The 26,724-nt window shown below is 70.4% G+C and carries 23 protein-coding genes; 9 read left to right on the top strand and 14 right to left on the bottom strand.

From position 1 onward, the window contains the following. The 9 genes from BLQ91_RS29355 to BLQ91_RS29315 form a co-directional block, all read right to left on the bottom strand. On the bottom strand, window positions 1-194 hold a 194-nt coding region (locus BLQ91_RS29355; protein WP_143022857.1), incomplete at its 3' end, for a helix-turn-helix domain-containing protein. 110 nt (window positions 195-304) lie between these two features. Further along, a complete protein-coding gene (locus BLQ91_RS29350) occupies window positions 305-721 on the bottom strand; it encodes a hypothetical protein (protein ID WP_090101934.1) in 417 nt (138 codons plus the stop codon). Next, the gene (locus tag BLQ91_RS29345) at window positions 718-984 is read right to left on the bottom strand and encodes a hypothetical protein (RefSeq protein WP_090101932.1); all 267 of its coding nucleotides are present in this window, start codon (window positions 982-984) and stop codon (window positions 718-720) included. The genes BLQ91_RS29350 and BLQ91_RS29345 overlap by 4 nt, the downstream gene beginning before the upstream one ends. Window positions 985-1,041: 57 nt before the next feature. Beyond that, a complete protein-coding gene (gene ptsP / locus BLQ91_RS29340; RefSeq protein ID WP_090101930.1) occupies window positions 1,042-2,673 on the bottom strand; it encodes a phosphoenolpyruvate--protein phosphotransferase in 1,632 nt (543 codons plus the stop codon). Between the two features lie 100 nt (window positions 2,674-2,773). Continuing rightward, window positions 2,774-3,637, bottom strand: coding sequence for a ribokinase (locus BLQ91_RS29335; RefSeq protein WP_090101928.1), 864 nt, complete (start codon window positions 3,635-3,637; stop codon window positions 2,774-2,776). Then, window positions 3,634-4,554, bottom strand: a complete 921-nt coding sequence (locus BLQ91_RS42950) for a substrate-binding domain-containing protein (protein WP_090101926.1) — start codon at window positions 4,552-4,554, stop codon at window positions 3,634-3,636. The genes BLQ91_RS29335 and BLQ91_RS42950 overlap by 4 nt, the downstream gene beginning before the upstream one ends. 30 nt (window positions 4,555-4,584) lie before the next feature. Next, on the bottom strand, window positions 4,585-5,490 hold the full coding sequence (locus BLQ91_RS42945; protein ID WP_245733884.1) for an ABC transporter permease: 906 nt from the start codon (window positions 5,488-5,490) through the stop codon (window positions 4,585-4,587). Continuing rightward, the gene (locus BLQ91_RS29320) at window positions 5,487-6,896 is read right to left on the bottom strand and encodes a sugar ABC transporter ATP-binding protein (RefSeq protein WP_090101923.1); all 1,410 of its coding nucleotides are present in this window, start codon (window positions 6,894-6,896) and stop codon (window positions 5,487-5,489) included. Before BLQ91_RS29320 ends, BLQ91_RS42945 begins: the two co-directional genes overlap by 4 nt. Beyond that, window positions 6,893-7,858, bottom strand: coding sequence for a LacI family DNA-binding transcriptional regulator (locus BLQ91_RS29315; protein WP_245733883.1), 966 nt, complete (start codon window positions 7,856-7,858; stop codon window positions 6,893-6,895). Before BLQ91_RS29315 ends, BLQ91_RS29320 begins: the two co-directional genes overlap by 4 nt. Window positions 7,859-7,960: 102 nt before the next feature. On the opposite strand from BLQ91_RS29315, the gene BLQ91_RS29310 reads away from it, so the two are divergent. Together BLQ91_RS29310 and BLQ91_RS29305 are read left to right on the top strand one after the other, a co-directional pair. Beyond that, the gene (locus BLQ91_RS29310; protein ID WP_143022856.1) at window positions 7,961-9,979 is read left to right on the top strand and encodes a DUF2339 domain-containing protein; all 2,019 of its coding nucleotides are present in this window, start codon (window positions 7,961-7,963) and stop codon (window positions 9,977-9,979) included. Window positions 9,980-10,205: 226 nt separating this feature from the next. Then, window positions 10,206-11,180 carry a beta-propeller fold lactonase family protein gene (locus BLQ91_RS29305; protein WP_176960001.1) on the top strand — a complete coding sequence of 325 codons (975 nt, stop codon included), beginning with the start codon at window positions 10,206-10,208 and terminating at the stop codon, window positions 11,178-11,180. Here the strand turns inward: BLQ91_RS29305 and BLQ91_RS29300 are convergent. Beyond that, window positions 11,111-13,234, bottom strand: a complete 2,124-nt coding sequence (locus tag BLQ91_RS29300; RefSeq protein ID WP_090101915.1) for an MMPL family transporter — start codon at window positions 13,232-13,234, stop codon at window positions 11,111-11,113. The genes BLQ91_RS29305 and BLQ91_RS29300 overlap by 70 nt on opposite strands. A gap of 112 nt (window positions 13,235-13,346) precedes the next feature. Between BLQ91_RS29300 and BLQ91_RS29295 the strand changes: the two genes are divergently transcribed. Together BLQ91_RS29295 and BLQ91_RS29290 are read left to right on the top strand one after the other, a co-directional pair. Then, complete coding sequence (locus BLQ91_RS29295) at window positions 13,347-14,069, top strand: TetR/AcrR family transcriptional regulator (RefSeq protein WP_090101913.1); 723 nt, start codon at window positions 13,347-13,349, stop codon at window positions 14,067-14,069. Window positions 14,070-14,105: 36 nt separating this feature from the next. Next, window positions 14,106-14,846 carry a hypothetical protein gene (locus BLQ91_RS29290; RefSeq protein WP_218130450.1) on the top strand — a complete coding sequence of 247 codons (741 nt, stop codon included), beginning with the start codon at window positions 14,106-14,108 and terminating at the stop codon, window positions 14,844-14,846. 21 nt (window positions 14,847-14,867) lie between these two features. On the opposite strand, the gene leuS is transcribed toward BLQ91_RS29290, so the two are convergent. Beyond that, window positions 14,868-17,645, bottom strand: a complete 2,778-nt coding sequence (leuS, locus tag BLQ91_RS29285) for a leucine--tRNA ligase (protein WP_090101911.1) — start codon at window positions 17,643-17,645, stop codon at window positions 14,868-14,870. A gap of 249 nt (window positions 17,646-17,894) precedes the next feature. Here leuS and BLQ91_RS29280 point away from each other — a divergent pair, with 249 nt between their 5' ends. Further along, window positions 17,895-18,299 carry an SdpI family protein gene (locus BLQ91_RS29280; protein WP_245733882.1) on the top strand — a complete coding sequence of 135 codons (405 nt, stop codon included), beginning with the start codon at window positions 17,895-17,897 and terminating at the stop codon, window positions 18,297-18,299. A gap of 29 nt (window positions 18,300-18,328) precedes the next feature. Here the strand turns inward: BLQ91_RS29280 and BLQ91_RS29275 are convergent, their stop codons facing one another. Then, window positions 18,329-18,901, bottom strand: coding sequence for a YqgE/AlgH family protein (locus tag BLQ91_RS29275; RefSeq protein WP_090101909.1), 573 nt, complete (start codon window positions 18,899-18,901; stop codon window positions 18,329-18,331). Between the two features lie 236 nt (window positions 18,902-19,137). On the opposite strand from BLQ91_RS29275, the gene BLQ91_RS29270 reads away from it, so the two are divergent. Beyond that, window positions 19,138-20,478: an MFS transporter gene (locus BLQ91_RS29270; RefSeq protein WP_245733881.1), complete on the top strand. Its 1,341-nt coding sequence runs from the start codon at window positions 19,138-19,140 to the stop codon at window positions 20,476-20,478. Here BLQ91_RS29270 and BLQ91_RS43850 read toward each other — a convergent pair. Both BLQ91_RS43850 and BLQ91_RS29260 read right to left on the bottom strand, forming a co-directional pair. Further along, complete coding sequence (locus BLQ91_RS43850; protein WP_425412560.1) at window positions 20,407-20,661, bottom strand: LuxR C-terminal-related transcriptional regulator; 255 nt, start codon at window positions 20,659-20,661, stop codon at window positions 20,407-20,409. The genes BLQ91_RS29270 and BLQ91_RS43850 overlap by 72 nt on opposite strands. A gap of 88 nt (window positions 20,662-20,749) precedes the next feature. Beyond that, window positions 20,750-22,192 carry a CCA tRNA nucleotidyltransferase gene (locus tag BLQ91_RS29260; protein WP_090101903.1) on the bottom strand — a complete coding sequence of 481 codons (1,443 nt, stop codon included), beginning with the start codon at window positions 22,190-22,192 and terminating at the stop codon, window positions 20,750-20,752. A gap of 42 nt (window positions 22,193-22,234) precedes the next feature. Between BLQ91_RS29260 and BLQ91_RS29255 the strand changes: the two genes are divergently transcribed. From BLQ91_RS29255 to murJ, 3 genes are read left to right on the top strand one after another with little or no spacing between them, the layout of a single operon-like run. Then, window positions 22,235-22,753 (top strand): NUDIX hydrolase, encoded by a 519-nt coding sequence (locus BLQ91_RS29255; protein WP_090101901.1) that lies wholly within the window; start codon window positions 22,235-22,237, stop codon window positions 22,751-22,753. Further along, on the top strand, window positions 22,750-25,050 hold the full coding sequence (locus tag BLQ91_RS29250) for a DUF6049 family protein (protein WP_090101899.1): 2,301 nt from the start codon (window positions 22,750-22,752) through the stop codon (window positions 25,048-25,050). Before BLQ91_RS29255 ends, BLQ91_RS29250 begins: the two co-directional genes overlap by 4 nt. Next, window positions 25,047-26,696, top strand: a complete 1,650-nt coding sequence (murJ, locus tag BLQ91_RS29245) for a murein biosynthesis integral membrane protein MurJ (RefSeq protein WP_245733880.1) — start codon at window positions 25,047-25,049, stop codon at window positions 26,694-26,696. The genes BLQ91_RS29250 and murJ overlap by 4 nt, the downstream gene beginning before the upstream one ends. Window positions 26,697-26,724: the final 28 nt, after the last annotated feature.

Below are 26,724 nucleotides of genomic sequence, written 5' to 3'. Positions count from 1 at the left end.
ATGTGATGCGGCCGGCTCGACCGATCGGCCAGCCCCGCGGCCCCCTCGTCACGGAATCGGCGGACCCAGCGGTGCGCGCATTGCCGTGAGACACCGAGCTCCTTGGCCACGTGTGCCACCGGTCTGCCGGCGGCGACCCGCGTAACCAGGACCAGGCGTCCATGCACTGTCAGGCGGGCGTTAGCGTGTCCCATCGAGGCCTCCGGCTGTGGTGACTGACTTCGCAATCACCACCGCACCCGGAGGCCTCACCCATGATCAAGCCGACACACCGTCACCAACGTGTTGGCCGAGTACAGCTAGGTCAGACGCGGGGCAGGTGAGCGGCGACCTCGGCGAGCGCCTCCAGGGTGTCGTGGTCGACCTGGCCGGTCGCCGTCTCGGCCTCCGCGACGGTCACGGTCCCGCCGTCGCGGTCGCTGCCGTAGCGCAGGCCGGTGAAGTGGATGTCGCCCAGTTCGAGCAGGTGGCTGCCGAGCGGATGGATGTCGCCGCTGCCGTGCCTGTTCATGAGGGTCTGGAACCTGCGGGCGTCACCGGACGACGCCAGGCCGACCCACACCACCGAGATCACCGCGGTGTTGCCGGCGCCGTCGGTCACGGCGAACAGGACGCGTTCCAGCGAGGTGCAGCGGGTTCTGGTGAAGAACTCGCGGACCTCGCCGAACGACACCGCCACGCACTCGGCCTGCTGCCGGGCCGTGCGCTTCAGCTGTCTCATGCCCAGGCGCTGCAGGCACCCTCGGCGTCACCCTTGCGGGCCGCCTTCTGCCCTTCGGCCTTGCGCGGGCCGAGGCGCGACGACGACCCGCCCGATCCCACCTCGGCCGCACCGGAGCCGCCGGGAGTCGTGACTCCGCCGGTGCCCGCGGCCACGGTCAGCGCCAACGCCCCCGCCACCACCGCTCCGGCGCCCTTCCTGCCACCACCGCCCCCGCCCTTCAGCGGGATGACTTTGCCGTTCTTGGTGATGAAGTCGGTCATGCGATCAGAACGCGGGGGCGCGGCCCCCACGTTGATCACACGATCGGGTGACGCTGCCTAGTGCGGGGCGCGGGCCGCCAGCTTCGCCGACGCCGGGTCGCCCGCCGCCAGTGCGCCACGGGCCGCGAGCTGGCAGATGTCCGTGCTGGACGTCGCGAGCCTGGAGCCGACTCCGGCGAGTGCCGTGTGGTTCATCGACAGCGAGGTGATGCCCATGCCGATGAGCACGCACGCGAGCAACGGGTCGGCTGCCGCCTCGCCGCACACGCCGACGGGCTTGCCGGTGGCGGTGGCCGCCTCGCCGACCAGGGCGATCAGGCGGAGCAGGGCGGGCTGCCACGGGTCGTTGAGCGCCGCCACGCCGCCGAGCTGGCGGTCGGCGGCGAAGACGTACTGGGCGAGGTCGTTGGTGCCGATCGAGATGAAGTCGACGACCTGCAGGATCTCGCGCGCGGAGAGGGCGGCCGACGGGACCTCGACCATGACGCCGGCGCGCTGGATGCCGGCGGCGCGGGCCCGTTCGACGAACCAGGCGGCTTCGGCGGCGGTCGCGACCATCGGGGCCATGACCGAGACGTCGGCGCCCGTCGAGGCCGCGGCGGCGGCGATGGCCTCGAGCTGGCGGTCCAGGACCTCGGGGCGGTCGAAGGCGACGCGCAGGCCGCGGACGCCCAGGGCCGGGTTGGGCTCGGGGTCCGGGTTCAGAAACGCCAGCGGCTTGTCCGCGCCCGCGTCGAGGGTGCGCACCACAACCGGCTTGCCCGCAAACGGCGCCAGCACGGCCTCGTAAGCAGCAGTCTGCTCAGCAACGGTCGGTTCCTCTGCGGCGTCCAGGAAGCAGAACTCCGTGCGGAACAGGCCGACGCCCTCCGCACCCGCGGCGGCCGCGGCGGCGGCGTCGGCGGGAGAGCCCACGTTGCCGAGGACCTTCACGCGGTGGCCGTCCTTGAGGACGCCGACGCCGTTCCACTCCACCTTCTTGCCGGTGCCCGCCGCGCGGACCTTGCCGTCCGACTCGCGGACCTGGCCCGTGTCGCCGTCGACGTCGAGAGAGGCGCCCTCGAACGCCAGGACGCCGCGGCACGCGACGACGGCCGGGATGCCCAGGGAACGCGCGAGGATCGCGGTGTGGGAGGTGGGGCCGCCCTCCTCGGTGACGAGAGCGAGGACCTTCGACGGGTCGAGGCCCGCCGTGTCCGCGGGGGCGAGGTCACGCGCCACCAGCACGGACGGCGACGCGAGGTCGGGGACGCCGGGGGCGGGCAGGCCGAGGAGCTCGGCCACCACGCGGTCGCGGACGTCCTGGACGTCGCGGGCCCGTTCGGCCATGTAACCACCGGCTGCCTGCAGGGCGGCGATGAACTTCTGGGCTGCCTGGTGCACCGCGCGGGCGGCGGGCAGCGACTCGTCGGACACGAGCTTCTCGGCGGACTTGATGAGGGACGGGTCGCCCGCCATCGCCGCCGTGGTCTCCAGAACGGCGCGGGCGTCGCCCTCGACGGTCTTCGCGCGTTCCATCAGGCGCTGCGCCACGACCTCGGTCGCCGGGCGGATGCGGGCGGCTTCGGCCGCTGTGTCCGCTGGTCGCGGACCCGCTGGAGGTTCGGGCAGGGCTTCGGACACCCTCACGACGGGGCCGGAAGCCCGGCCGCTGCTGACACCGACACCGCTCAGCCGCGCGCTCGACATGGTCTAGACCATACCCTTCACCTGGCAACCCGGGACAGCTCAGTGTGACGAATCGAGCGCCCTGGCGCGGACCGGGCCGTTCGGAGCAGCACCGGGCGGTCTAACCGACCTCGGCGGCGGTCGGGTAGGACGGCTGCGCGCCGGCCTTCGTGACGGACAGCGCGGCGACCTTCGCGGCGTAGCGGGCGGCCCGCACGACGTCGTCGCCCTCGGCCAGCCGTGCGGACAGCGCGCCGGCGAACGCGTCACCGGCACCGGTCGTGTCGACGACCTCGGCGATCTCGATCGACGGCACCTCGACGACACCGTCCCGCGCCACCACGGCGGCCCCCCGCGAGCCGAGCGTGACGATCGCGAACGCCGGGCCGAGCGCGAGCAGGCCGTTCCAGTCGGCGGCGAGCTGCGCGGCCTCGTGCTCGTTCACGATGAGCACGGTGAGCTGCTCCAGCGTCTCCGCGGGCAGATCCGCGACCGGCGACAGGTTCAGCACGGTCCGGACACCGGCGCGGGAAGCCACGTCGATCGCGTGGACCACCGTTTCCAGCGGCACCTCCAGCGAGCACGTCAGCACCCGCACGCCGCCGAGCGCCAAGGCGTCCACATCGGACGGTGCCACGTCGGAGTTCGCGCCGGGGGAGACGACGATCGAGTTCTCACCGTCCGGCGTCACGGTGATGTACGCGATCCCGGTGGGGCGCGGGGAGGTCTTCACCAGCGCGGTGCCGACACCGGACGACTCCAGCGACTCGCGCAGCAGCGAGCCGTACCCGTCGTCGCCGAGAGCACCGACGAGCGCGACTCGAGCACCGACGCGAGCGGCCGCGACGGCGGTGTTCGCCCCCTTGCCGCCGGGCAGCACGACGGTGTCGCCGCCGAGCACGGTCTCACCGCCGGCGGGCCGCCTGCCGACCTCGACCACGAGGTCGGCGTTGGCGGACCCGAGGACAAGCAGAGTGTTCGTCACTTGGTGAACTCTGCCACGTTCTGCTTCGTGATGACCTTGACCTCGACGTCCACGACCTGCTGGACGGGCTCGTTCTTCGCGGCGCGCACGGCCTGCTCGACGGCCTTCGAACCGAGGAGCTTCGGCTGCTGGGCGATGGTCGCGGTGAGCGTGCCGTCCTGGATCGCCTTCAGGCCGTCGGGGGTGCCGTCGAAGCCGACGACCACGACGTCCTTGCCGGCGCGGGCGCCGAGGGCCTTGATCGCGCCGAGCGCCATCTCGTCGTTCTCGGCGAAGATGCCCTTGATGCCGGGGTGGCCCTGCAGCAGGTTCGTGGTCTCGTTGAGGCCCTTGGCGCGGTCGAAGTCCGCGACGGCGGTGGCGACGACCTTGATGCTGCCGCTGTTCAGGCCCTGCTCGAAGCCCTGACCGCGGTCACGCGACGCCGACGCGCCCGAGATGCCCCTGAGGTGCGCGACCTCGCCGGACGTGGCGCGGCCGAGCTCGATGGCCGCGAGGCTGCCGCCCGAGACGTTGTTCGAGGCCACCTCGGCGGCGACCTTGCCGCCCTCGACCGCGCGGTCGACCGAGATCAGCGGGATGTTCGCGGTCTCGGCGGCCTTGGCGGCGGGCGCGGCCTGCTTGGAGTCGACCGGGTTCAGGATGATCGCCTTGACGCCCTGGGTGACCAGCGTCTGCACCTGGTTGACCTGGTTCGTGGCGTCGTTCTGGGCGTCGACGACGGTCAGCTTGGCGCCGAGCTGGTCCGCCATCTCCTGCGCACCCCGCTGGAGCTCCACGAAGAACGGGTTGTTCAAAGTGGACACCGCGAGGCCGATGGTGATGTCGCTGCCTCCGGACGCCCCTGTTCCGCCGCACCCGGTTGCCAGCAGAGCAGCGGCACCGAGCGTCAGCGCGATCCGTCGGGTCACCTTCATTGGTGTCTTCCTTACCTGTTGCGGGATTTCTCAGCGACGGCGAAGTGAGTCGAGCAACGCGGCGAGAGCGATCACCGCGCCGATGACGACCTGCTGCCAGAACGGCGGCACCTGCAGCAGGTTGAGACCGTTGCGCAGGACGGCGAGCACGAGTGCGCCGACCAACGTCCCGGTGGCGCGGCCGACGCCACCGGACAGCGACGCACCACCGATGACGACCGCGGCGATGGCGTCGAGCTCGTAGCCGACCGCCGCCTGCGGTCCGGCGGACCCGAGCCGCCCCGCGAGCACGAGACCCGCGGCGGCGGCGAACAGGCCGGAAAGGGCGTAGATCCAGAGCTTGGTGCGGCGCACGTCGATGCCGCTGAGCTTCGCGGCCTCCTCGTTGCCGCCGATCGCGTACATGCGGCGGCCGAGGTTCGTGCGCGTCAGGACCAGGCCGGTGATGCCGAAGAACGCCAGCATCAGCAGCAGCGGCAACGGCAGCATCGGCGCGAGGTTCGAGCCGAGGAACGTGACCACCTCGTCGGTCTCGTGCGGCTGGCCCTCGGAGAACACCAGCGTGAGACCGCGGGCGACGCTGAGCATGGCGAGCGTCGCGATGAACGGCGGCAGCTTGCCGTAGCTGATCAGCGCGCCGTTGACGAGACCGCAGAGCGCGCCGACGACCAGGCCGACGGGTCCCGCGGTGAGGGCGCCGACCAGCGCGGCCAGCGCGGCGATGCTGCCCACCGACAGGTCGATGCCTCCCGCGACGACCACGAACGTCATGCCGAACGCCATGATCGCGATGACCGCGGCCTGCACACCGACGTTGAGCAGGTTCTGCGCGTTGAGGAACGCCGGCTGCATGAAGGCGATGACCAGGGCGAGGACGACGAGTCCTGCCAGGGCGCCGTTCTCGCTGGCGTACTTGCGGATGCTGATCGTGCTCACGCTGGGATCTCCTGCACGGCGAGTGCCATCACCTGGTCCTGGGTCGCGCCTCGGGGCAGCTCACCGGCCACCCGGCCGTGTGCCATCACGACGACGCGGTCGCTCATCCCGATCACCTCGGGCAGGTCGCTGGACACGAGCAGCACGGCCCGGCCCTGCGCGGTCATGCGGTTGATCAGTTCGTAGATCTCGACCTTCGCGCCGACGTCGACGCCGCGCGTGGGCTCGTCGAGGATCAGCACCTTCGGGTCGGCCAGCAGCCACTTGCCGATGACGACCTTCTGCTGGTTGCCGCCGGAGAGCTCCTTCACCGGCTGCTCCACGCGGCCCTTGATCCGGAGCTTGCCCGCGATGTCGTGCAGGCGCTTCGAGTCGCGGTTGGCCAGCGTCACGAGCTCGAGGTTCTGGCCGACGGTCGCGGTGAGGACCAGGCCCTGGCGCTTGCGGTCCTCGGGGACGAGGCCGAGACCTGCCTTGATCGCGGCCTGGACGTCGTGGCGCGGCAACGGTTTCCCGTCGACCGCGACCGTGCCGCGGTCGTAGCCGTCCACGCCGAACGCCGCCCGCGCGACCTCCGTGCGTCCGGCGCCGACCAGTCCGGCGATGCCGACGACCTCACCGGCGTGGACCTCGATGTCGACGTCCTGGAACACGCCGCGCTTGGTCAGGCCGGAAATGCTGAGCAGCGGCTGGCCGGGGCGTTGCCGGGCGCGCGGGTACTGCTCGTCGATCGGGCGGCCGACCATCAGCTCGATCATGTGCCGGGTGGTGGCGCGCGGGCCGAGGACGCCGACGGACCTGCCGTCGCGCAGGACCGTGATGCGGTCGGCGATGCGTTGGATCTCGTCCAGGTGGTGGGTGATGAAGACGAGGCCGACGCCGTTGTGGCGCAGCTGGGCCATGATCTCGAGCAACCGGTCGGTCTCGGTGTCGGTGAGGACCGCGGTCGGCTCGTCGAGGATCAGCACACCGGCGTTCTTGTCGAGCGCGCGGGCGATCTCGATCATCTGCTGCTGGGCGATGCCCAGGTCCTTGACCTTGGCATTCGGGTCGACGTGCAGGCCGACGCGGTCGAGCAGCTCCGGCGCACGCCGGCGCATCCCGGCGCGGTCGACGAAGCCGAACCTGCGCGGAAGCCGGTTGAGGAACAGGTTCTCGGCGACGCTGAGCTCGGGCACCAGGGCCAGTTCCTGGTGGATGACGGCCAGGCTGGTGCGGCCCTCGATCGTGCCGGAGTCCTGGTCGTGGATGCCCGCGAGAACCTTGACCAGCGTGGACTTGCCCGCGCCGTTCTCGCCGAGCAGGACGTGGACCTCGCCCGCGAAGATGTCGAGGTCGACGCCGTCGAGCGCCTTGGTGGCACCGAAGTGCTTGGTGATGCCGCGGGCGGTGATGAGGGTCTTCACAGCTCGGCCTCCCCGAGCGAGCCGCGCAGCACGAGCTTCGCGGTCAGGCGGACGTCGTCGGGCTGCCTGCCCTCGACCAGGGCGAGCAGGCTGCGCGCGGCGGCGCGGCCCATCTCGACGGTCGGCTGCGCGACGACCGTGATCGGCGGGTCGAGCAGCGGGAACCACGGCTGGTCGTCGAACACCGCGAACGCGATGTCGTGCGGGATTCGCAGGCCGCGGGCCCGCACCTCGCCGAGCGCGCCGAGCCCCATGAGGTTGTCCATCGCGATCAGCGCCGTGACGCCGTCGTCGATGAGCTTCGCGGCGGCCTGGCTGCCGCTCTCCTGCCGGAAGTCGCCGTGCACGACCTGCGCGAGGCCGCCCAGCGAGCCCGTGAGCACGTCCGTGCGTTCTCTTCCGGTGGAGGTGTTCGGCGGCCCCGCGATCACCCCGATGCGGGAGTGGCCGGCGCCGACGAGCCGCCGGGCGAGCGCGGTCAACGCCTCGCTGCCGTCAGCGCGGACGACGGGGCACGTGGCGCCCCTGACCGTCCGGTCGAGCAGGACGAGCGGTACACCGCCCGCGCTCACTTCGCGGACCAGACCCGGATCGTCGGTCGCGGGGCAGAGCAGGAGGCCGTCCACCCGGCGGTCGAGCAGGGTGCGCACGTAGGTGGCCTCCTGCTCGGCGCTCTCGTCGGCGTTCCCGATCACGACGCAGTAGCCGTGCGACCGGGCTTCGTCCTCGACCGCGCGGGCGATCTCGGCGAAGAACGGGTTCAGCAGGTCGCTGATGACCAGGCCGAGGGTCTGGGTGCTGGTGGTCCGGAGGGACCGCGCCAGGGCGTTCGGCCGGTAGCCGAGCTCCTCGATGGCGGCGAGCACGCGCTCACGGGTCTCGGGAGTCGGGGCGGCGTGGCCGTTGAGCACGCGCGACACGGTGGCCGTGGAGACGCCGGCGTGCTGCGCAACGTCCTTCATGGTCGTCACGGAGCAGTAGTTAATCGATTACACACCTATCGAGTCAAGCGGATGAGTAGGTGTACGGATGTAACCGGGCGTGCTCTGCCTCACCCTGATCACATGGACGGACAGGATCGCCTCGGGTACGAGCAGCGCCTCGCACTGGAGCTCGCGGCCATCGGGCAGCGGCTGACGACGATCAGCTCGGAGATGCGCGAGCTCTCCTCCTCGACCGCGACCGCGGTGGTCGAGGCACCTGTTGCGGCACGGCCGGGCGACGTGCCGCAACCTCCGTCCACGACGGCGCCGGCCGCGGTTCCGGCCCGGTCCGCCGGGGTGCCGCCGCAGCCGGGCGGCGCGCCGAGGCCCGCCGGGGTTCCGCAGCAGCCGAGCCCCTGGTCGCAGGCCGCGTCGGCGCAGCTGCCGCCGCCTCCCGGACCTCAGCTGCCGCCGCCTCCCGGCCCGCAGGTGCCTCCCGGCGCCCGGTTCCCGCAGCCCGGCCAGGCGCAGTGGCCGCACCAGCCGCAGCAGCCGTGGCCCACGCCGCCCCGCGAGACGCTGTTCGAGAAGCTCGGCAAGGACGGCGCCGGCGCGAAGCTGCTGGCCTGGGTCGGTGGCGCGATCACCGTGCTCGGCTTCGTCCTGCTGCTGGTCCTCGCGATCCAGCGCGGCTGGCTCGGCCCGATGCCGCGCGTCGTCGGCGGAGCCGTGCTCAGCGGCGCGCTCGTCGGCATCGGCGTGTGGCTGAACCGCAACCCCGCCAACCGCACCGGCGCGATGGCGCTCGCCTTCACCGGTTTCGCGGGTCTCTACCTGGACGTGATCGCCGCTACGAGCCTCTACGACTACCTGCCGGACGGCGTGGGTCTGCTCGTCGGCCTGGGTGTCGCCGCGGCGGGTGTCGTGCTCGCGCTGCGCTGGAACTCGCAAGCGCTTGCGGTCACCGTCGTCACAGCGTGCGCGGTGTGCTCGCCGGTGATGACCGAAGGCTTCTCGGTGCTGCTGGTCGCCTTCCTGCTGGTGCTGAAGCTGGCCAGCACGCCCGTGCAGATCCAGCGCAACTGGCCGGGTCTCGCGATCGCCGGCGGCTTCCCCCCGATCATCGCCTCGCTGCTCGCCACCGCGAACGCCATCCCGCGCTCCTACGAGTGGACCGTGGTCGGCGCCGCGGCGGCCACGACCGTCGTCGGCGTCCTGGTCGCGCTCCTCACGATCCGCAAGCGCCCGGACGACGTGGTCGCGATCGCGCTCGTCGCCGGTTCACCACTGGCCGCCATGTTCGCGGCGACCCTGCTGACGGCGCCGGTCGACTCGGTCCTGGCCGGCGCCGTCGCCGCGGTGCTGCTGGCGATCTGGATGGTCCCGGACCTGCCGCGCGCGTTCACGACGGCGGCCGGTGCGACGGGCATGCTCGCGTTGTTCCAGACCACGGTGATCGCGCTCGACGGCAACGTCCGCACGGCGATCGTGCTGGCCGAGGCGGTGCTGCTGGCGTTCCTCGCGGCGCGGCTCGGCAGGAAGTTCGCGCTGGTCGGGTCGATCGCGTTCGGCTTCGTCGGGTTCCTCATGACGATCGTGCAGGCCGTGCCGCTCACGTGGCTGGTCGAGGAGCCCCGCTTCTTCAACACCGTCGAGCAGGGCGACTACGCGGCCGGCCTGCTCACCGCGCTGGTGCTCGGCGTGTTCGCCGCCGCCGTGCCGTGGGCCGCGCTGAAGATGCAGGTGCTGCGCGAGCCGGCGCGCCACCCGTTCCCGTGGATCCTCGCCGGGCTGGTGCTGCTCTACGGCGCGGCGGGTGCGGTGCTCTGCGCGGCGCTGCTCGTGTCGCCGGACGAGACGGGCTTCCTGTTCGGGCACTCGGTGGTCACGGTGTCGTGGACGATCGCCGCGTTGTTCCTGCTGGTCAAGGGCATCAACAACAAGGCGCTGCGGATCTCCGGCCTCATCCTCGTCGCCGCCGCGGTCGTGAAGCTGGTGCTGTTCGACCTCTCCGCGCTCGACGGGATCGCCCGCGTGCTGGCGTTCCTCGGCGCCGGTCTGGTCCTGCTCACCGCCGGCGCCCGTTACGCCAAACTGGTGGCTTCGGCGAACAATCCCGGATCATATGAATCCAAACCAGTGGGTCCGCACTCTTGCTGAGTGACGATCGTGGCCCGCTCCGCCGTCGCGGGCCGCGGTCGTACTACGTCCAGGCGTAGATCCCCCTCGACCGAGTGACCGAAGTGGATCGAAAGCACCCGGAAGTGTTCCCATCGGCCGTATGGCAAAGCCACGCCTCGTGGCCGCGGTTCTAGCGCTCTCAGCGGCCCTCGCGGCGATGGGTGTTCACCAAGGGAACGAGTACACGACCACTTCCTCCGCATCGGTGGCACCACTTGCCTACGTGGTGGGCAGGACCGGTCTCGTGCAGGTCGTCGACACCAGCAGCGGTGCCGTTCTGGCGCAGGCCGACACCGGAGGCCGCGCGACAGGTCTCGCCGTGTCGCCCGACGGACGGCGCCTCTACGTGATCAGCGGCTGGACCGGGGCGATCACCGCGGTCGACCCGGTCACCGGACTGGTCCTCGACCGGATCTTCGCCCAGGTCCCGCTCTCGCACGCGGTGATGCGCCCGGACGGCGGGCGGCTGTACGTCTCGGGCAGCGGCGGTGTCGCGGTGGTGGACCCGGCTGACTTCCGGCTGCTCGCCGTGATCAAGGCGGGCGGGCAGCCGCAGGGCCTCGCCGCCCACCCGGACAACAAGGTCCTCTACGTGGCGAACTCGCAGGACGGCACGGTCGGCGTGGTCGACACGGCGACGGCGTCCCAGACGGCCGTGGTGCAGGTCGGCGGGCTGCCGCAGCACCTCGCGCTCTCCCGGGACGGCAGGCGCCTCTACGTGAGCAGCCTGCGCCTCGGCGGCTCCACGCCCGGCACGCTGTCGGTGATCGATACGACCACGAACCGGGTCATCGGCTCGGCGGCCGTCGGCAGGGGAGCGGGCAGCATCGCCGTCACGCCGGACGGCGCCACGGTGTACCTCACGCTGCCGAAGGAGCGCTCGGTCCTGGTGGTCGACGCGGCGAGCATGACCGTGCGGGAACGTCTGCCCATCGACTCGCCGAGCGTCGCCATCGCACCGGGTGACTCGCGGGTCTTCCTCGCGACCGGGACGACGGCGACGGTCCTGGACAGCACGAACGCGGTCTTGGCGACCTACCTGATGAAGCCGCGGGAGCTGGTGGCGAGGCCGCGCCGGTTCGACGCGGCCCTGATCGCCTTCCCGCCCGCTCAGCCGACGGTGACGGGCCTGCGCACCTCGCCGTCGAGGTCGTCGTCGCGGTCCACCGGCTCGTCGTGAAGCGCGAGGCGTTCCTGGATCCGCTTGAGCGGGCCGGGTGACCACCACGCGGCGTTGCCGAGCAGCTTGAGCACGGCCGGCACGAGCAGCATCCGGACGACGGTGGCGTCGAGCGCCAGCGCGAGGATCATGCCGACGCCGACGAACCGCATCATCGCGACCTGCGAGAACGCGAACGCACCGGTCACCACGATCAGCAGCAGCGCGGCCGACGTGATCACGCGGCCGGTCTTGGCGAGGCCGGTGGTCACCGCCTCCTCGGTGGTCGCGCCCTGGCTGCGGGCCTCGACCATCCGGGAGAGCAGGAAGACCTCGTAGTCCGTCGACAGACCGAACACGATGGCCGCCATCAGCACGACGATGCCGGACTCGAGCGGCCCCGGCGTGACGCCGAGCAGGTCTGCGCCGTGGCCGTCCTGGAACACCCACACCAGCACGCCGAAGGTCGCCGACAGCGACAGCGCGCTCATGACCACGGCCTTGACCGGCAGCACGACCGAGCCGAACGCCAGGAACATCAGGATCAGCGTCGCGCCGACCAGCAGCGCGATCATCAGCGGCAGGCCGTCCGCGATGGCGTCGAGCGAGTCGCTGACCGTGGCGGTGTTGCCGCCGACCAGCACCTCGGCGCCGGCGGGCGGTTCCAGTGCCCGGACGTCCTTCAGCGCCTGCTTGGACTGCTCGCTCAGCGCGTCGCCCTCCAGCCCGGCGGACGCGGCCGTGACGCCCTTGTCCGAACCGGTCGGCTGGACGTCGCCGATGCCGGGGACGTCGGCCACCTCGCCGAGGAAGCCCTGCACCGCGGCCTGGTCGCCACCCTTGACGACGATCTTGAAGCCGGTGGCGGACAGCGCCGAGAAGTTCTGGTTGATGTTCTCGGTGGCCACGCGCACGGCGTTGCCCTCGGGCAGGACCTTCTCGGTGACCTGGCCGAACTGCACGTTCAGGAACGGCGAGCCGAGCGCGACGAGCACACCGATGATCGGCAGGGCGATCAGCACGGGACGCTTCATGACCGCGCCGCTGAGCTTGCGCCAGCCGCGTTCGCTCGGCTCCTTCTTCCGCCACGGCATGGCGAGCTTGTCGACCCGCTTGCCGAGGACACCCAGCAGTGCGGGCAGCAGCGTGATCGAGACCAGCGCCGCGATCGCGACCGAGGCCACGCCGCCGTACGCGAGGGACTTCAGGAAGCCGTGCGGGAAGAGCAGCAGCCCGGCCAGTGCGATGACCAGCAGCGTCGCGCTGAACACGACGGTGCGGCCGGCGGACGCGACCGTGCGGCCCACCGCCTGTTCGGTCGTGCGGCCCTGGGCGAGCTCTTCGCGGAACCGGCCGACCATGAACAGGCCGTAGTCGATCGCCATGCCCAGGCCGAGCAGCGACGCGACGTTGACCGCGAACGAGTTGACCTCGGCGAACAGCGCGATGCCGTGCAGCACGCCGAGCGCGCCCATGATCGCGAGACCGCCGACGACGACCGGCAGGCTGGCCGCGACCAGACCGCCGAAGATGACCACGAGCAGGAGCAGGACCAGCGGCAGCGAGAACATCTCCGCGCGCGTCAGGTCCTCCTGCGACATGTCGTTGATGGCCTTCTGGGTGGGCACGAGCCCACCGACCTGCTGGGTGAAACCGTCGATCGGGAGCTGCTTCTCGACGTCCTCGAACTGCTTGATCTGCTCGTTCGAGTCACCGCTGCTCAGCGTGATGGCGACCAGCGCCTGGCGCTTGTCGTCCGACGGCACCGGCCCGACGGTCTTGAGGACGTCGTCCTTCGGGAAACCGCTGATGTGGTCGGCGATCTTCTTGAGCTCGAGCGGGTTCGCGAAATCGCCACGATAAATGACGATCACATCACCGTTCTGCCGACCGAACGCCTCCTCGGCTACCTTGTCGGCCCGCGCCGCTTCACTGGAAGGAGCCTCGTACCCACCCTGGCTGAGCTTGTCGAACACGCCGATGCCCCACACACCGCCGACGACCGCGAGCAGCACGGTCGCGATCAACACCACCCATCGGCGGCGATATGCGGTAGCGCCCCACTTCGCGAACATCGACGACGGCCTCCTGGGTTACCGTTCTGCCAATTCGAGAACTCTTGTAAACACCGTTCACCAAAAACCGTACGGGTCCGTGGACGGGGTCTACAACCCGATGGAGTGACATATGACCGAGGCCACTCGCCGAGAACGACTTCGCGCCGAGACCGAGCGTGAGATTCGGCAGGCGGCCCGTGCCCTATTGGTGGAAAGTGGTCGCGACGCGGTTACCCTGCGTGCGATCGCCCGCAAACTCGGCATCACCGCACCCGCGCTCTACCGCTACTACGACTCGCACGACGCACTGCTGCGTCAGCTCTGCGACGACATCTGCGCCGACATGGCCACGGCCCTCCACACGGACCTGGCAGCGGAGACGTCCGGGCAGGTCGGGTGCAAGGTGAGAGCCGTCTGCCACGCCTTCCGCCGCTGGGCGCTGGTCCACCCGCAGGAGTTCGCGCTGGTGTTCGCCTCCCCGCGCGACCCGCTGGGCGCCGACCAGTTCGGCTCGGTGTTCCTGCAGCTCGCCGGACCGCTGATCGCGTCCAACCAGACGGCGGACCACGCGGAGGAGGAGGTGCCCGCCGTGCTGCACGAGGACCTGGTGAGGTTCCAGCAGGTGCTGCGGGACGCGGTGGCCGAGCACGGCGTGACGCTGGCCGACGAGGTCCTGAACCTGGGCAAGATCTACCACGTCGTGCAGTCGTGGGTGCGGCTCTACGGGCACGTGGCGTTGGAGGTGTTCGGGCGGTTCCCGTTCGCGGTGAGCAACCCGGAGCCGATGTTCGACAGCATGCTCGACCAGATGTTGACGGACATCGGGTTCGAGGAGGACTCGGCGGTGCGCTGATGTAGCGCCGGCCGGGCGTTCGGCGACATACGACCCGTGGTCGACGCCAACAACTCCGCGGTTCCCGCCGAACTGCCCGCTGCTCCCGGAGAACCGGTCTCGTCGGGTGGCCCCGGCCAGGCCGTCCTCGATCTTCTGGACAAGGCCATCGGACTGCAGACACCGCTGGTCCGCAAGAACATCGCCCGCGCACGCCAACGCAACCCGCAGGCCACCCCGGCGGAGGTCATCGGCACGCTGGAGAAGATGTACGTCAGTGCTCTGACCAGCTCGGGCGCCGCGGTCGGGGGAGCTGCGGCCGCGCCCGGCGTCGGCACCGGGATCTCGCTGGCGCTGTCAGCGGGTGAGGCGCTCTCCTCGCTCGAACTGAGTGCCCTGTACGTTCTCTCGCTCGCCGAGATCCACGGGATCCCGCTCGACGAGGTCGAACGCCGCCGGACTCTCGTGCTGGGAATCCTGCTCGGCGAGTCGAGCTCCAAGACCATCGGCAAGGTCGCCGAGCGCACCGGTCAGCACTGGGCCCGCCAGCTGGTCAGCGCGGTTCCCGCGACCACGTTGAGGCAGATCAACAAGGTCTTGGGCAAGAACTTCATCACCAAGTACGGCACGAAGCAGGGGATCGTCGTGCTCGGCCGAGCGGTCCCGTTCGGCATCGGCGCGCTGATCGGTGGCGCCGCCAACGCCACCATGGCCGCTCTCGCCGTCAAAACCGCCCGGCGCGCGTTCGGTCCCGCTCCGGAGGAGTGGCCGGACGCCGAGGGGCCGGCGCAGCCGTAGCCGCGCCGGCCCCTCCCGGTGCTACAGAACGATGTTCACCAGGCGGCCGGGGACGACGATGACCTTGCGCGGTTCGCCACCGGCGACCAGCTCGGCGATCTTCTCCTCGGCCAGTGCGGCGGCCTTGATCTCGTCCTGCGACGCGGACGCCGACACGACGACCCGCGAGCGGACCTTGCCGTTGACCTGGATCGGGTACTCGACGGTGTCCTCGACCAGGTACTGCTCGTCGGCGGCGGGGAACGGGCCGTGGGCCAGGGTGCCCTCGTTGCCCAGCTTCGCCCACAGTTCCTCGGCCACGTGCGGGGCCTGCGGGGCCAGCATCAGGACCAGGGGCTCGGCCAGCGCGCGGGGCGTGCCGCCGGGGTAGTGCTTGGTGACGTAGTTGTTCAGCTCGATCAGCTTCGCGCCCGCCGTGTTGTAGCGCAGGTTCGCGTAGTCGTCGTGCACGCCGGCGATCGTCTTGTGCAGCAGGCGCAGCGCTTCGACCGAGGGCTCCTCGGAGGTCACGCGCAGGGAGCCATCGGTCTCGTCGACCAGGTTGCGCCACAGGCGCTGCAGGAAGCGTTGTGCGCCGACGACGTCCTTGGTGGCCCACGGGCGTGACACGTCCATGGGGCCCATGGACATCTCGTAGAACCGGAAGGTGTCGGCGCCGTACCGCTCGCACATCTCGTCGGGCGTGACGACGTTCTTCAGGCTCTTGCCCATCTTCCCGTACTCGCGGTGCACCACTTCGCCGTTGTGCAGGTACTTGCCGTCCACCTCGACGACCTCGTCGGCGGGCACGGGGGTGCCCCGGTCGTCGCGGTACGCGTACGCCTGGATGTAGCCCTGGTTGAACAGGCGGCGGTACGGCTCGTCGCCGGTCAGGTGGCCCAGGTCGAACAGGACCTTCTGCCAGAAGCGCGAGTACAGCAGGTGCAGGACGGCGTGCTCGACGCCGCCGATGTACAGGTCGACGCCGCCGGGGTCGGTCGGGCCGTGCTCGGCCGTGCGCGGGCCCAGCCAGTACTTCTCGTTCTCCGGGTTGACGAACCGCTCGGTCTCGACCGGGTCGACGTAGCGCAGCTGGTACCAGCACGAACCCGCCCAGTTCGGCATGGTGTTCGTGTCGCGGCGGTAGGTCTTGGGGCCGTCGCCCAGGTCCAGCTCGACCGTCGTCCAGTCCGTGGCGCGCGACAGCGGCGGCGACGGCTCGGTGTTCGCGTCCTCCGGGTCGAAGGTGCGCGGCGAGTAGTCGTCGACCTCGGGCAGCTCGATCGGCAGCATCGACTCGGGCAGCGCGATCGCGGTGCCGTCCTCGTCGTAGACGACCGGGAACGGCTCGCCCCAGTAGCGCTGGCGGCTGAACAGCCAGTCGCGCAGCTTGAACTGGACGGTGCCGTGGCCGTGGCCGTTCTCCTCCAGCCACCCGATGATCGTCTTCTTGGCGTCGTCGATCGCCATGCCGTCCAGGAACCCGCTGTTGATGGCGGGTCCGTCACCGGTGTACGCCTCGCCCTCGAAGCCCTCGGGCGGCTGCACGGTGCGGACGACGGGCAGGTCGAACTTCTTCGCGAAGTCCCAGTCGCGCTGGTCCTGGCCGGGGACGGCCATGATCGCGCCGGTGCCGTAGCCCATCAGCACGTAGTCGGCGATGTAGACGGGGATTTCCTCGCCGTTCACCGGGTTCGTGGCGTACGCCCCGATGAAGACGCCGGTCTTCTCCTTGTTCTCCTGACGGTCCAGTTCGGACTTCAGGGACGCTGCGCGCCGGTACGCGGCGATGTCTGCCACGCGATCGGGCGCCGCAACCTGGTCGACCAGTTCGTGTTCCGGTGCCAGGACCATGTAGGTCGCGCCGAACAGCGTGTCCGGCCGGGTCGTGAAGACCTCAATGTTCTCGCTTCCCACCGCAAATCGGACTCGGGCACCGTGCGAGCGCCCGATCCAGTTGCGCTGCATGGCTTTGACCTTGTCGGGCCAGTCCAGCCGGTCCAGGTCGTCGATCAGCCGGTCCGAGTACGCGGTGATGCGCATCATCCACTGGCGCAGGTTTTTCCTGAACACGGGGAAGTTGCCACGTTCACTGCGACCGTCCGCGGTGACCTCTTCGTTCGCCAGCACAGTACCCAGTCCGGGACACCAGTTGACGGGCGCCTCCGACATGTAGGCCAGGCGGAAATCGCCCAAGATCCTTTGCTGGTCGGCAAAAGACAGCTCAGACCACGTGTGGCCGCCCGGAACGTCCCGCTCACCAGACTCGAACTGCGAGATCAGCTCGGCGATCGGACGCGCGCGCTTCAGGTCGGCGTCGTACCAGGAGTTGAAGATCTGCAGGAAGATCCACTGGGTCCACTTGTAGTACTCGGGGTCGATCGTCGAGATGCGGCGGCGCTCGTCGTGGCCCAGCCCCAGCCTGCGGATCTGGCGCAGGTAGGTGTTGATGTTGTCTTCGGTGGTCTTGCGCGGGTGCTGGCCGGTCTGCACCGCGTACTGCTCGGCGGGCAGGCCGAACGCGTCGAACCCCATGGTGTGCAGCACGTTGCGGCCGTTCATGCGGTGGTACCGCGCGAACACGTCCGTGCCGATGAAGCCCAGCGGGTGGCCGACGTGCAGGCCGGCGCCGCTCGGGTACGGGAACATGTCCTGCACGAACAGCTTGTCCGCGGGCACGTCACCCCGGAGCGCCCCAACGGGGTTGGGCGCGTGGTAGGTGCCGTGGTCCTCCCAGTACCGCTGCCACCGCTTCTCGATCTGGTTCGCCAGCTCGGCGGTGTAGCGGAAGGCGGGGATCTCCGCCGCGTCCGTGCTCATCTCAACGTCCCTCTCACATCGATCCTGCCCCTGACATGACGAAACCCCCCAGCCCAGACGGGCATGGAGGGTGGCCGCGCCGACCGTCTTCCGATCAGGTCGTCGCGGCTAGATAAGGAGCAGGCGGGCCGTGCTCATGCCGTCAACGGTATCAGCGCAGCGCAAGCACTATGAACCGGGCGGTGGCCTGAGGCACACCTGGACGGGGTGAGGTCGTGGCGGACCCGGGGCCCGGCTTACCCTCATGGGGTGAACATCGTGCTGTCGGTCGTCCTGGGTGTGCTCGGCGTCGCTCTCGGCTCGGTCGGTCTGCTGGGTCTGCAGGGCAAGCTGCGCCGCAACCGCTTCGTCGGCGTGCGCACGACCGCCGCGCTGCGCGACGAGGAGACGTTCGCACTGGCCAACCGCGTCGCCGGCGTTCCGAACGTCGCCGCGGGCGTGGTGGCGATCGTGTCGGGTGCCATGGCGTTCGTCATGGCGGACCTGGCCATCACCGCCGGGGTCATCGGGCTGGTGGGTGCGCTCGCGATCGCGTTCGCCGGCGGGGTCGTCGGGAGTCGCGCGGCCGAGGCGCTGCCGGAGCCGGTCAAGCCCAAGGGCTGCGGTGGCTGCGCCTGCGGTGGCGGCGGGTGCTCGCCCCTCGCCGGGCTGTAGTCCCACGTTTCACGTGAATCAGTCCTGACTCAGTTGTCGCGGACGTCCTTCGGGTAGGTCGACAGCAGCGCCAGCGGCATGCCCTGGCGGCGGAGCACGCGACCCCACAGGTCGACGTTCGCGCCCACGAGCACGTCGTCGGCCAGCCCGGTCACGACGATCCAGTCGCCGCGCTCGATCTCACCCTCGAGCTGCCCCTCGCCCCAGCCGCTGTAGCCCGCGAACACCCGCAGGCCGCGCACCAGCGGCATCAGGTCGTCCGGCTCGGCGTCGAGGTCGACCAGCGCCACCGGGCCCTGCACGGCGACCAGGCCCTCGACGGTGGCGGGGTCGGTGCCGGCCTGCAGGGCGGCGAGGCACAGCGCCGTCTTCTGCTCCACCGGCCCGCCGATGTAGATGCACCGCGGCTTCGTGACGTGCGAACCCCACGGCGGCAGCACGTCGTGCACAGCCACATCGGACGGGCGGTTCAGCACTACCCCGAGAGACCCCTCGGGGCGTTGATCGATGACGTACACGACGGTGCGCTTGAAGTTCGGGTCGTTCAGGCTCGGAGCGGCAACCAACAGGGAGCCTGGCTCGACTTCGGCATCGGGACGCACGTCACCATGAAATCACCCGTGATCGCCGGAACAACTCAGGCCCGCGTCCCGTTAGACTCAAGTGTCGGATGTCTTTGTGTCCCCCGGGCTCAACAGACAACCGCCTTCGCGGAATACCGTTCGGCTGGAGCCGCGTAGTGCATCGCGCCGTGAGGCGACCTGGCATCCGATCCAGGGGAGCCGGACCGTGAGGTCCGGCTTTCGTGGTTTCACCCCAACGCGCATACAGTGCGAGTGTGACAACGCTTGCGGTGGGAAAGCACCACTGGGGATCACGCCGGCTCCTCGGCATCCCCGCCTACCGCAGGCTCCTCGCCACCCGGCTCGCCTCGCAGTGGGGTGACGGGCTCTTCCAGGCCGGGCTCGCCGGTGCGGTGCTCTTCAACCCCGAGCGGCAGGCCGACCCCGCGGCGATCGCGGCCGGGTTCGCGGTGCTGCTGCTGCCGTACTCGCTGATCGGCCCCTTCACCGGGGCGCTGCTCGACCGGTGGGACCGCAAGAGGGTCATCGTCGTGGCCAACGTCACGCGAGCCGTGTTCGTGCTGTTCACGGCGGCGGCGGTCAGTGCCGGGCTGAGCGGGCTCCCCCTCTACGTCTCCGCGCTCGTGGTCATGGGCATCGGGCGGTTCGTCGGATCCGGGCTGAGCGCCTCGTTGCCGCACGTCGTCGACGAGGACCACCTGGTCGAGGCGAACGCGCTGGCCACGACGGCCGGAGCGGTCATGGCCGTGATCGGCGCCGCCAGCGCCATCGGGTTCCGCACGCTGCTCGGCGCGGGGGACGGCGGTTCGGCGTGGACCACCAGCATCGCCGTGGCCGGGTTGCTGCTCAGCGCGTTCATCGCCAGCCGGTTCAAGGCGGGCGTGCTCGGGCCGGACGAGATCGACGAGCCGCACAACGCGGTCACGGCCGTCGCCCGCGGTCTGCTGGACGGGGCGAAGGCGACCTGGCGCACGCCGAGCGTCACGGCCGGGCTGGCCGCGTTGCTCGCGCACCGGGCGGCGTTCGGCATGAGCCTCATGATCACGCTGCTGCTGATGCGCCACACCCTGGAGGACGTCGGCATCCTCAAGGCCGGCCTCGGCGGGCTCGGCGAGGTCGCGGTGGCGGGCGGCGCCGGTGTGCTGCTCGCCGGGGTCCTGACGGACCGGATCGTCGACAGGTTCGGCGTCAAGCGCACGATCTGCGGCGCGTTGCTGCTCACGTCCGCCGCCCAGGTCGGGCTCGGGCTGCCGATGACGCTCGTGACCGTCCTGCTGGCCAGCTTCGTCATCATCTTCGCCGGTCAGGTCGTCAAGCTCTGCGTGGACACCGCGGTGCAGCACGACGTCGGCGACGAGGTGCGCGGGCGCGTGTTCGCGCTCTACGACACCCTCTTCAACATCGCGCAGGTCACCGCGGTGTCCATCACGGCGACGGTGGTCCCCCTGGACGGGCGCTCGCCCGCCCTCATCCTCGTCGCCGCGAGCCTCTACCTGGTCGGACTGGGCGCCTACCTGCTGCTGTCAGCGCGGAAACGGCAGGTGCAACATGCCGGCCTCGTGCGCGAAGACGACAGCAGCCACTCGATCGGGTAGACCGAGGCGCTGGAGGATGTCCGCGACCTCGTCCACCACCCTCTGCAGGGCGAAGCCGAGCACGCGTGCGATCTCGTGGTCGGCGTGACCTCGGGCGAGACACCTCAGCACAGCCCGCTGGTCATCGGTCAGCACGTCCAGGTCATACACCGCTGGACCTGCGAAAAGTCCTCGTGACGACATCTGCACCACCCCCATGCGCTCCCTGACGCACTACCCATGGTGCATCCCCGCGCTGACAGTTCGCTAACGCGGGGATTTCATCCACTCACTATGAGTCACGAGAGGGAGGGGTGATCCCCTGCTCGCGGGCCCAGTCGAGCAGGGCGGCCTCGGCTTCGTCGCGGTCCAGCGGCCCGCGGTCGAGGCGGAGCTCCTTGAGGTGCTTCCACGCGGCACCGACCTCGCGGCCCGGCGGCAGGCCGAGCAGCTTCATGATCTCGTTGCCGTCGAGGTCCGGGCGCACGCGCGCCAGGTCTTCCTCGGCCGCGATGCGCGCGATGCGCTCTTCCAGGGAGTCGTACGTCCGGCGCAGCAGGTTCGCCTTGCGCTTGTTCCGCGTCGTGCAGTCGGCACGGACGAGCTTGTGCAACCGCGTCAGCAGGTCACCGGCGTCCGTCACGTACCGGCGCACCGCCGAGTCGGTCCACTCGCCGTTGCCGTAGCCGTGGAAGCGCAGGTGGAGGTAGACGAGCTTCGCGACGTCCTCGGTGATCTCCTTCGAGTACCGCAACGCCCGCAAGCGCTTGCGGACCATCTTCGCGCCCACGACCTCGTGGTGGTGGAACGAGACGCCGCCGCCGGGCTCGAACCTGCGGGTCGCCGGCTTGCCGATGTCGTGCAGCAACGCGGCGATCCGCAGCACCAGGTCGGGTGACCGATCGTCGTCTTCGAGATCAATGGCTTGCTCGAGGACAACCAGGGAGTGGTCGAAGACGTCCTTGTGCTGATGATGTTCGTCGATTTCCAGCTTCATGGCCGTGAGCTCGGGCAGCACGACGTCGGCCAGCCCGGTTTCGACCATGAGCTCGATGCCGCGGCGCGGGTGCGCGCCGCACAGGAGCTTCGAGAGCTCCACCTGCACGCGCTCCGGCGTGATGCGGGTGAGCTGGCCTGCCATCGACCGCATCGCCTCGACCACCCTCGGCGCCGCCGTGAAGCCGAGCTGGGAGACGAACCTGGCCGCGCGCAGCATGCGCAGCGGGTCGTCGCCGAACGACTCCTGCGGGGTCGCCGGCGTGTCCAGCACGCCGTCGCGGGCCGCCTGCAGGCCACCGGTCGGGTCCACGAACTCGCGGGCCGCGATGTCGAACGCCATCGCGTTGACGGTGAAGTCCCGCCGGACCAGGTCGCCGCCGATCGAGTCGCCGAACGTGACCTCCGGGTTGCGGGTCACGCCGTCGTAGACGTCCGCGCGGAACGTCGTGATCTCGATGATCTCGCCCTTCTTGGACGCCCCGACCGTGCCGAACGCGATGCCGGTGTCCCACTGCGCGTCCGCCCAGCCGCTCAGCAGCTGCTGGATCTCGGCCGGACGCGCGTCCGTGGTGAAGTCGAAGTCGTTCGTCGGGCGTTCCAGCACGGCGTCGCGCACACTTCCACCCACGAGGTAGAGGCGCTTGCCGCCGGCGGTGAACCGAGCGGCGAGCTCAGCGACGACTGGTGTGATGGTGGGCTGTTCCACCACCGCATTCTGCTGGAGCGGTCGAGACACGGGAAACCAGCGTACTCAAGGTTCGTAAGTACGATCGGCCGTATGCCCTCGTCAGCAGCGCGTTCCGGAGGAAGCCCCCAGCCGGGGCGCCGGAAGAGGCGACGGGGCAGGCGGCTCAGGACGGTCGACGAGACGTCGGCGGGTGGCCTGGTGCTCGACGGCGAGCAGCGGGCCGCGGTGATCGGCAGACTTGACCGGCGGGGCCGGTTGCTGTGGTCTTTGCCCAAGGGTCACGTCGAGGCCGGCGAGACCGCGGAGCAGACCGCGGTGCGCGAGGTCGCCGAGGAGACCGGTATTCATAGCAGGGTGCTGCGCCCGCTGGGGTCGATCGACTACTGGTTCGTCGCGGACGACCGCCGGGTGCACAAGACGGTTCACCACTTCCTCCTCGAAGCGACGGGGGGAGAGCTTTCCGACGAAGACGTGGAGGTCACCGAGGTGGCGTGGGTGCCACTCGGCGAACTGGACGAGCGACTCGCGTATGCCGACGAGCGCCGCCTGGTCCGCCGAGCCGCCGAACTGCTCTCCGACCGCTGCCGGAACGGGGCGGAGTCGGCGTGAGCCTGAAGAAGTTCGTCTGCACAGCCGCTGTCGCCGCCTTCCTGGTGATCACAGCGCCGCCCGCGGGCGCCGTCGAGCAGTCGCAACCGGACGGGATCGACGCGCTGCCGTTCATGCCGGAGCCCGCCACCCAGGTGTGGGCGACCAGGTCGCTCTCCGCCCAGCCCGGCCAGCCGCAGCCGCAGTTCCTGCGGCTCGACATCGACCAGCTCACGCCCCGGTTCGTCACCGGCGACTCCCCGGCCACCGTCAAGATCACCGGCAGGATCGTCAACGTCGGCGACCGCAAGGTCTCCGACATCGTGCTGCGCCTGGAGCGCGGCGAGCCGCTCGAGGCCGAGGACGACCTGCGCAAGGCGTTGCGGGAGCCGGCGGCCGCCGAGGCGGTGCAGCCCAGGTTCACCCAGGTCGCCTCCGAGCTCGAGTCCGGTCAGCAGAAGGACTTCACGCTCGAGGTGCCGCTGCGGGGCACGGAGCCGACGTCGCTCGAGGTCGAGCGGCCGGGCATCTACCCGATCCTCGCGAACGTCAACGGCAGGCCGGACTACGGCGGCCAGGCGCGGCTCGCGGCGCTGTCCACGCTGCTGCCCGTGCTCGGGGTGCCCGGTGGCGAGACCAAGGGCAAGCCGGGCGCCGGAGCCCAGCTCACGGTCCTGTGGCCGATCGCGGACCGCCCCCGGCTGGTCCGGCTCGGCGGTGAGGGCCGGTCCGAGCTGGTCGACGACGAGCTCGCCGCGTCGCTCTCGGTCAACGGCCGGCTGTACGGCCTGCTGCAGGCCTACGAGCAGGCCATCGCGTCGATGAGCACCGCGATGTGCGTGGCCATCGACCCGGACCTGCTGCGCACCGTCCAGGCGATGAGCACCGGGTACACGGTGCGCGGCGGCGCCGAGGGCAAGGGCAGGGTCGAGGCCAAGCTGTGGCTCGACCGGCTCAAGCTCGCCGTCACCGGCCGCTGCGTCATGGCCCTGCCGTACGCCGACGCCGACCTCGTGGCGCTCAACAGGGCGAAGCTCAGCACGATGCGCACGCTCGCGGTGAGCGACGGCCCCAAGCTCATCCAGGACGTCCTGTCCGTGCGGCCGCTGCCGAACCTGGTGTGGCCCGAGGACGGCGTGCTGGACCAGTCGACGTTCGACGAGCTGGTCACGCCCGTGCCGGACAGGCCCGGCACGGGCGTGAAGTCGCTGCTGCTCGACCCGACCGGTCTCGCGGACGCGCCCGGAACGGCCCCCGTCGGCATCGGCGGCAAGAACCCGGTGACCGCGGTGAAGATCGACTCGATGGTCTCGGACGCCCTGCAGGGCAGCGACTCCCGGCCGCGCACGCTGTCCGGCGTCGCCGCGCCGGTCGAGAGCCAGCCGGTGTCGGTGCAGAACGCGCTCGCCGTCCTGGTGTTCCGCGCGGGGTGGCAGGGCGACGGCCGCAACGTCCTGGTCGCGCCGCCGCGCCGCTGGCACGCGCCGCTGCCGGAGATGACCGAGTTCCTGGCCGCCGCGCAGAAGCTGCTGGCCGGTGGCTACGCGACCCAGACCGGGCTCGAGCAGCTCACCGCGGCCACGCCGTCGGTGACCACCGCCAAGGTCGCGTACCCGGCGGAGGCCGGTGCGCGGGAGATCTCGCCGGTCATCACGAACTCCGTGGCGAACCAGGGCGTGGAGCTCAACGGCCTGGTCGCGGCCATGCAGCAGGAGGACAGCGCCCACGCGTCACCGGCGGACCTGTCCGGTCCGCTGTGGCTCGGCCTGCTGCGCGTGATGTCCGGTGCCTGGCGGCAGAACGAGGAGGGCGCGCGGTCCGCGGCCGTCATCAGCCAGGGCGAGATCGACGCGCTGACCGGCATGGTCGGCGTGACGCAGCCCAACAGCCCGATCCTGCTCGGCTCCGGCGACAGCCCGATCCCGGTCACCATCACCAACAAGCTCGACGTGCGCGTGACCGTGCGGATCAACCTCGCCGACACCCCCGGCATCCGCAAGCTCGACCTCGCCGACCAGGTGCTCCCCGCCCGCGGCGAGCGCGTCGTGCGTGTCCCGGTCGAGGTGCTGCGCTCCGGCCGTTTCCCGGTCACCGTCCGGCTGACCACTCCGGAGGGCGTCCCGCTGGGGGACACTGTCAAGCTGGAGGTGTCGTCGTCCGCCTACGGCACCATCACTGTGATCGTCACCGTGATCGCCGGGATCGCGCTCGTCCTGCTCTCGGGACGGCGCATCTACAAGCGGGTCCGTGCTCGCAACGGCGAGAACGGCGAGGCACCGTCCATCGAGAACGTCACACCGGAGAAGTCGAGCGCGTGAGCGAGACAGCCACGACCACCGAACCAGAGCAGCACAAGCAGGCACCGTCGGTCGCCAGGGCCAGCGGCTCGATGGCGATCGCGACGATCGTCAGCCGAGCCACCGGCCTGCTGTCGAAGGTGCTGCTGATCGCGGTGATCGGCGCCGAGACGCTCGGCGACTCGTACCAGGCGGCGTCGACGCTGCCGACCATGATCAACGAGCTGCTCCTCGGCGGCGTGCTGACCAGCGTGGCGATCCCGCTGCTGGTCCGCGCCGAGAAGGAGGACGGCGACGGCGGCGAGTCCTACGCCCAGTGGCTCATCTCGATGGGCACGCTGATCCTCGGCATCGGCACGGTCGTGGCCATGGCCTGCGCGCCCCTGCTCACGAAGATCTACATCTCCGACTCGGAGAACGCGAACCCCGAGCTCGTCACGGCGTTCGCCTACCTGGTCCTGCCGGGCATCGTCTTCTACGGCCTGACGGCGCTGCTCAGCGCCGTGCTGAACGCACGGCACGTGTTCGGCATCCCGACCTGGGCGCCGGTGCTCAACAACATCGTCGTGATCGTGGTGCTGGGCGTCTACGCGATGCTGCCGGGGGAGCTCACGCTCAACCCGGTCCGGATGACCGACACGCACCTGCTGGTGCTCGGTCTCGGCACCGCGCTCGGCGTGCTGGTGCAGGCGTCGGTGCTGTTCCCGGCCCTGAAGAAGACCGGTTTCAAGTTCAGGTGGCGGTTCGGCTGGGACTCGCGCCTCTCGGAGTTCGGCAGCCTGGCGTTCTGGGTGCTGCTCTACGTCGGCCTCGGCCTGGCCAGCATGACCGTGCTGACGAAGGTCGCGACCAGCGCCTCCGGCACGCTGACCGCGTTCAACTACCAGTGGCTGATCGCGCAGGTGCCCTACGGCGTCCTCGGCGTCTCGCTGCTGACGGCGCTGATGCCGAAGATGAGCCGGGCGGCCGCGCACGACGACAACGAGTCGATCGTCCGCGACCTGCTGTTCGGCAACCGCATGTCGGCGATCCTGCTGATGCCGTTCAGCGCGCTGATGACGGCCTCCGGCCTGGCGATCGGTCTCGCCGTCTTCGCACTGGGCGCCTCGGGCGTCACCGGTGGCACGAGGATCGGTCTCGCGCTCGCGCTCTCGGCGTTCGGCCTGGTGCCGTACGCGATCACGCTGCTGCAGCTGCGGGTCTTCTACGCGATGAAGGACGCCCGTACGCCGACGGTCATCCAGGCGTTGATCGTCGCGGTGCGCATCGGGCTGCTGTTCCTCTTCCGCGAGGTGGCCGCGCCCGGCGACGCCGAGCAGCTCGCCGTCGGTGTGTCGCTCGCCATGTCGCTGAGCTTCGTCTTCGGCGCCGTCGTCGGCCAGGTGTGGCTGCGGGTCCGCCTCGGCCGGCTGCGCACCGGCTTCACGATCTGGACCCTCTGCCTGACCGTCGTGGCCTCCTCGCTCGCCTTCGGTGTCGCGAAGGGGTTGAACTGGCTGGTGCAGGACCTGGTCGGCTTCTCGAGCGTGATCGCGTCGAGCTGGGTCGAGGTCGTCCTGGTGACGCTGGTCGGCCTGCCGCTCTCGTACGGCCTGCTGGCGGCGTTCCGGGTGCCCGAGATGCAACCGGCGATCGCCAAGATCAACCGTTTGGTGCGGCGCCGATGACTCCAGGCCGTGACCACCTTCCCGTAAC

The organism is Lentzea jiangxiensis (assembly GCF_900104175.1).
In the GTDB taxonomy this organism is placed as follows: Bacteria; Actinomycetota; Actinomycetes; order Mycobacteriales; family Pseudonocardiaceae; genus Lentzea; species Lentzea jiangxiensis.
The sequence above is the reverse complement of the archived record's forward strand: the minus strand, read 5'-3'. Positions and strand labels throughout refer to the sequence as shown.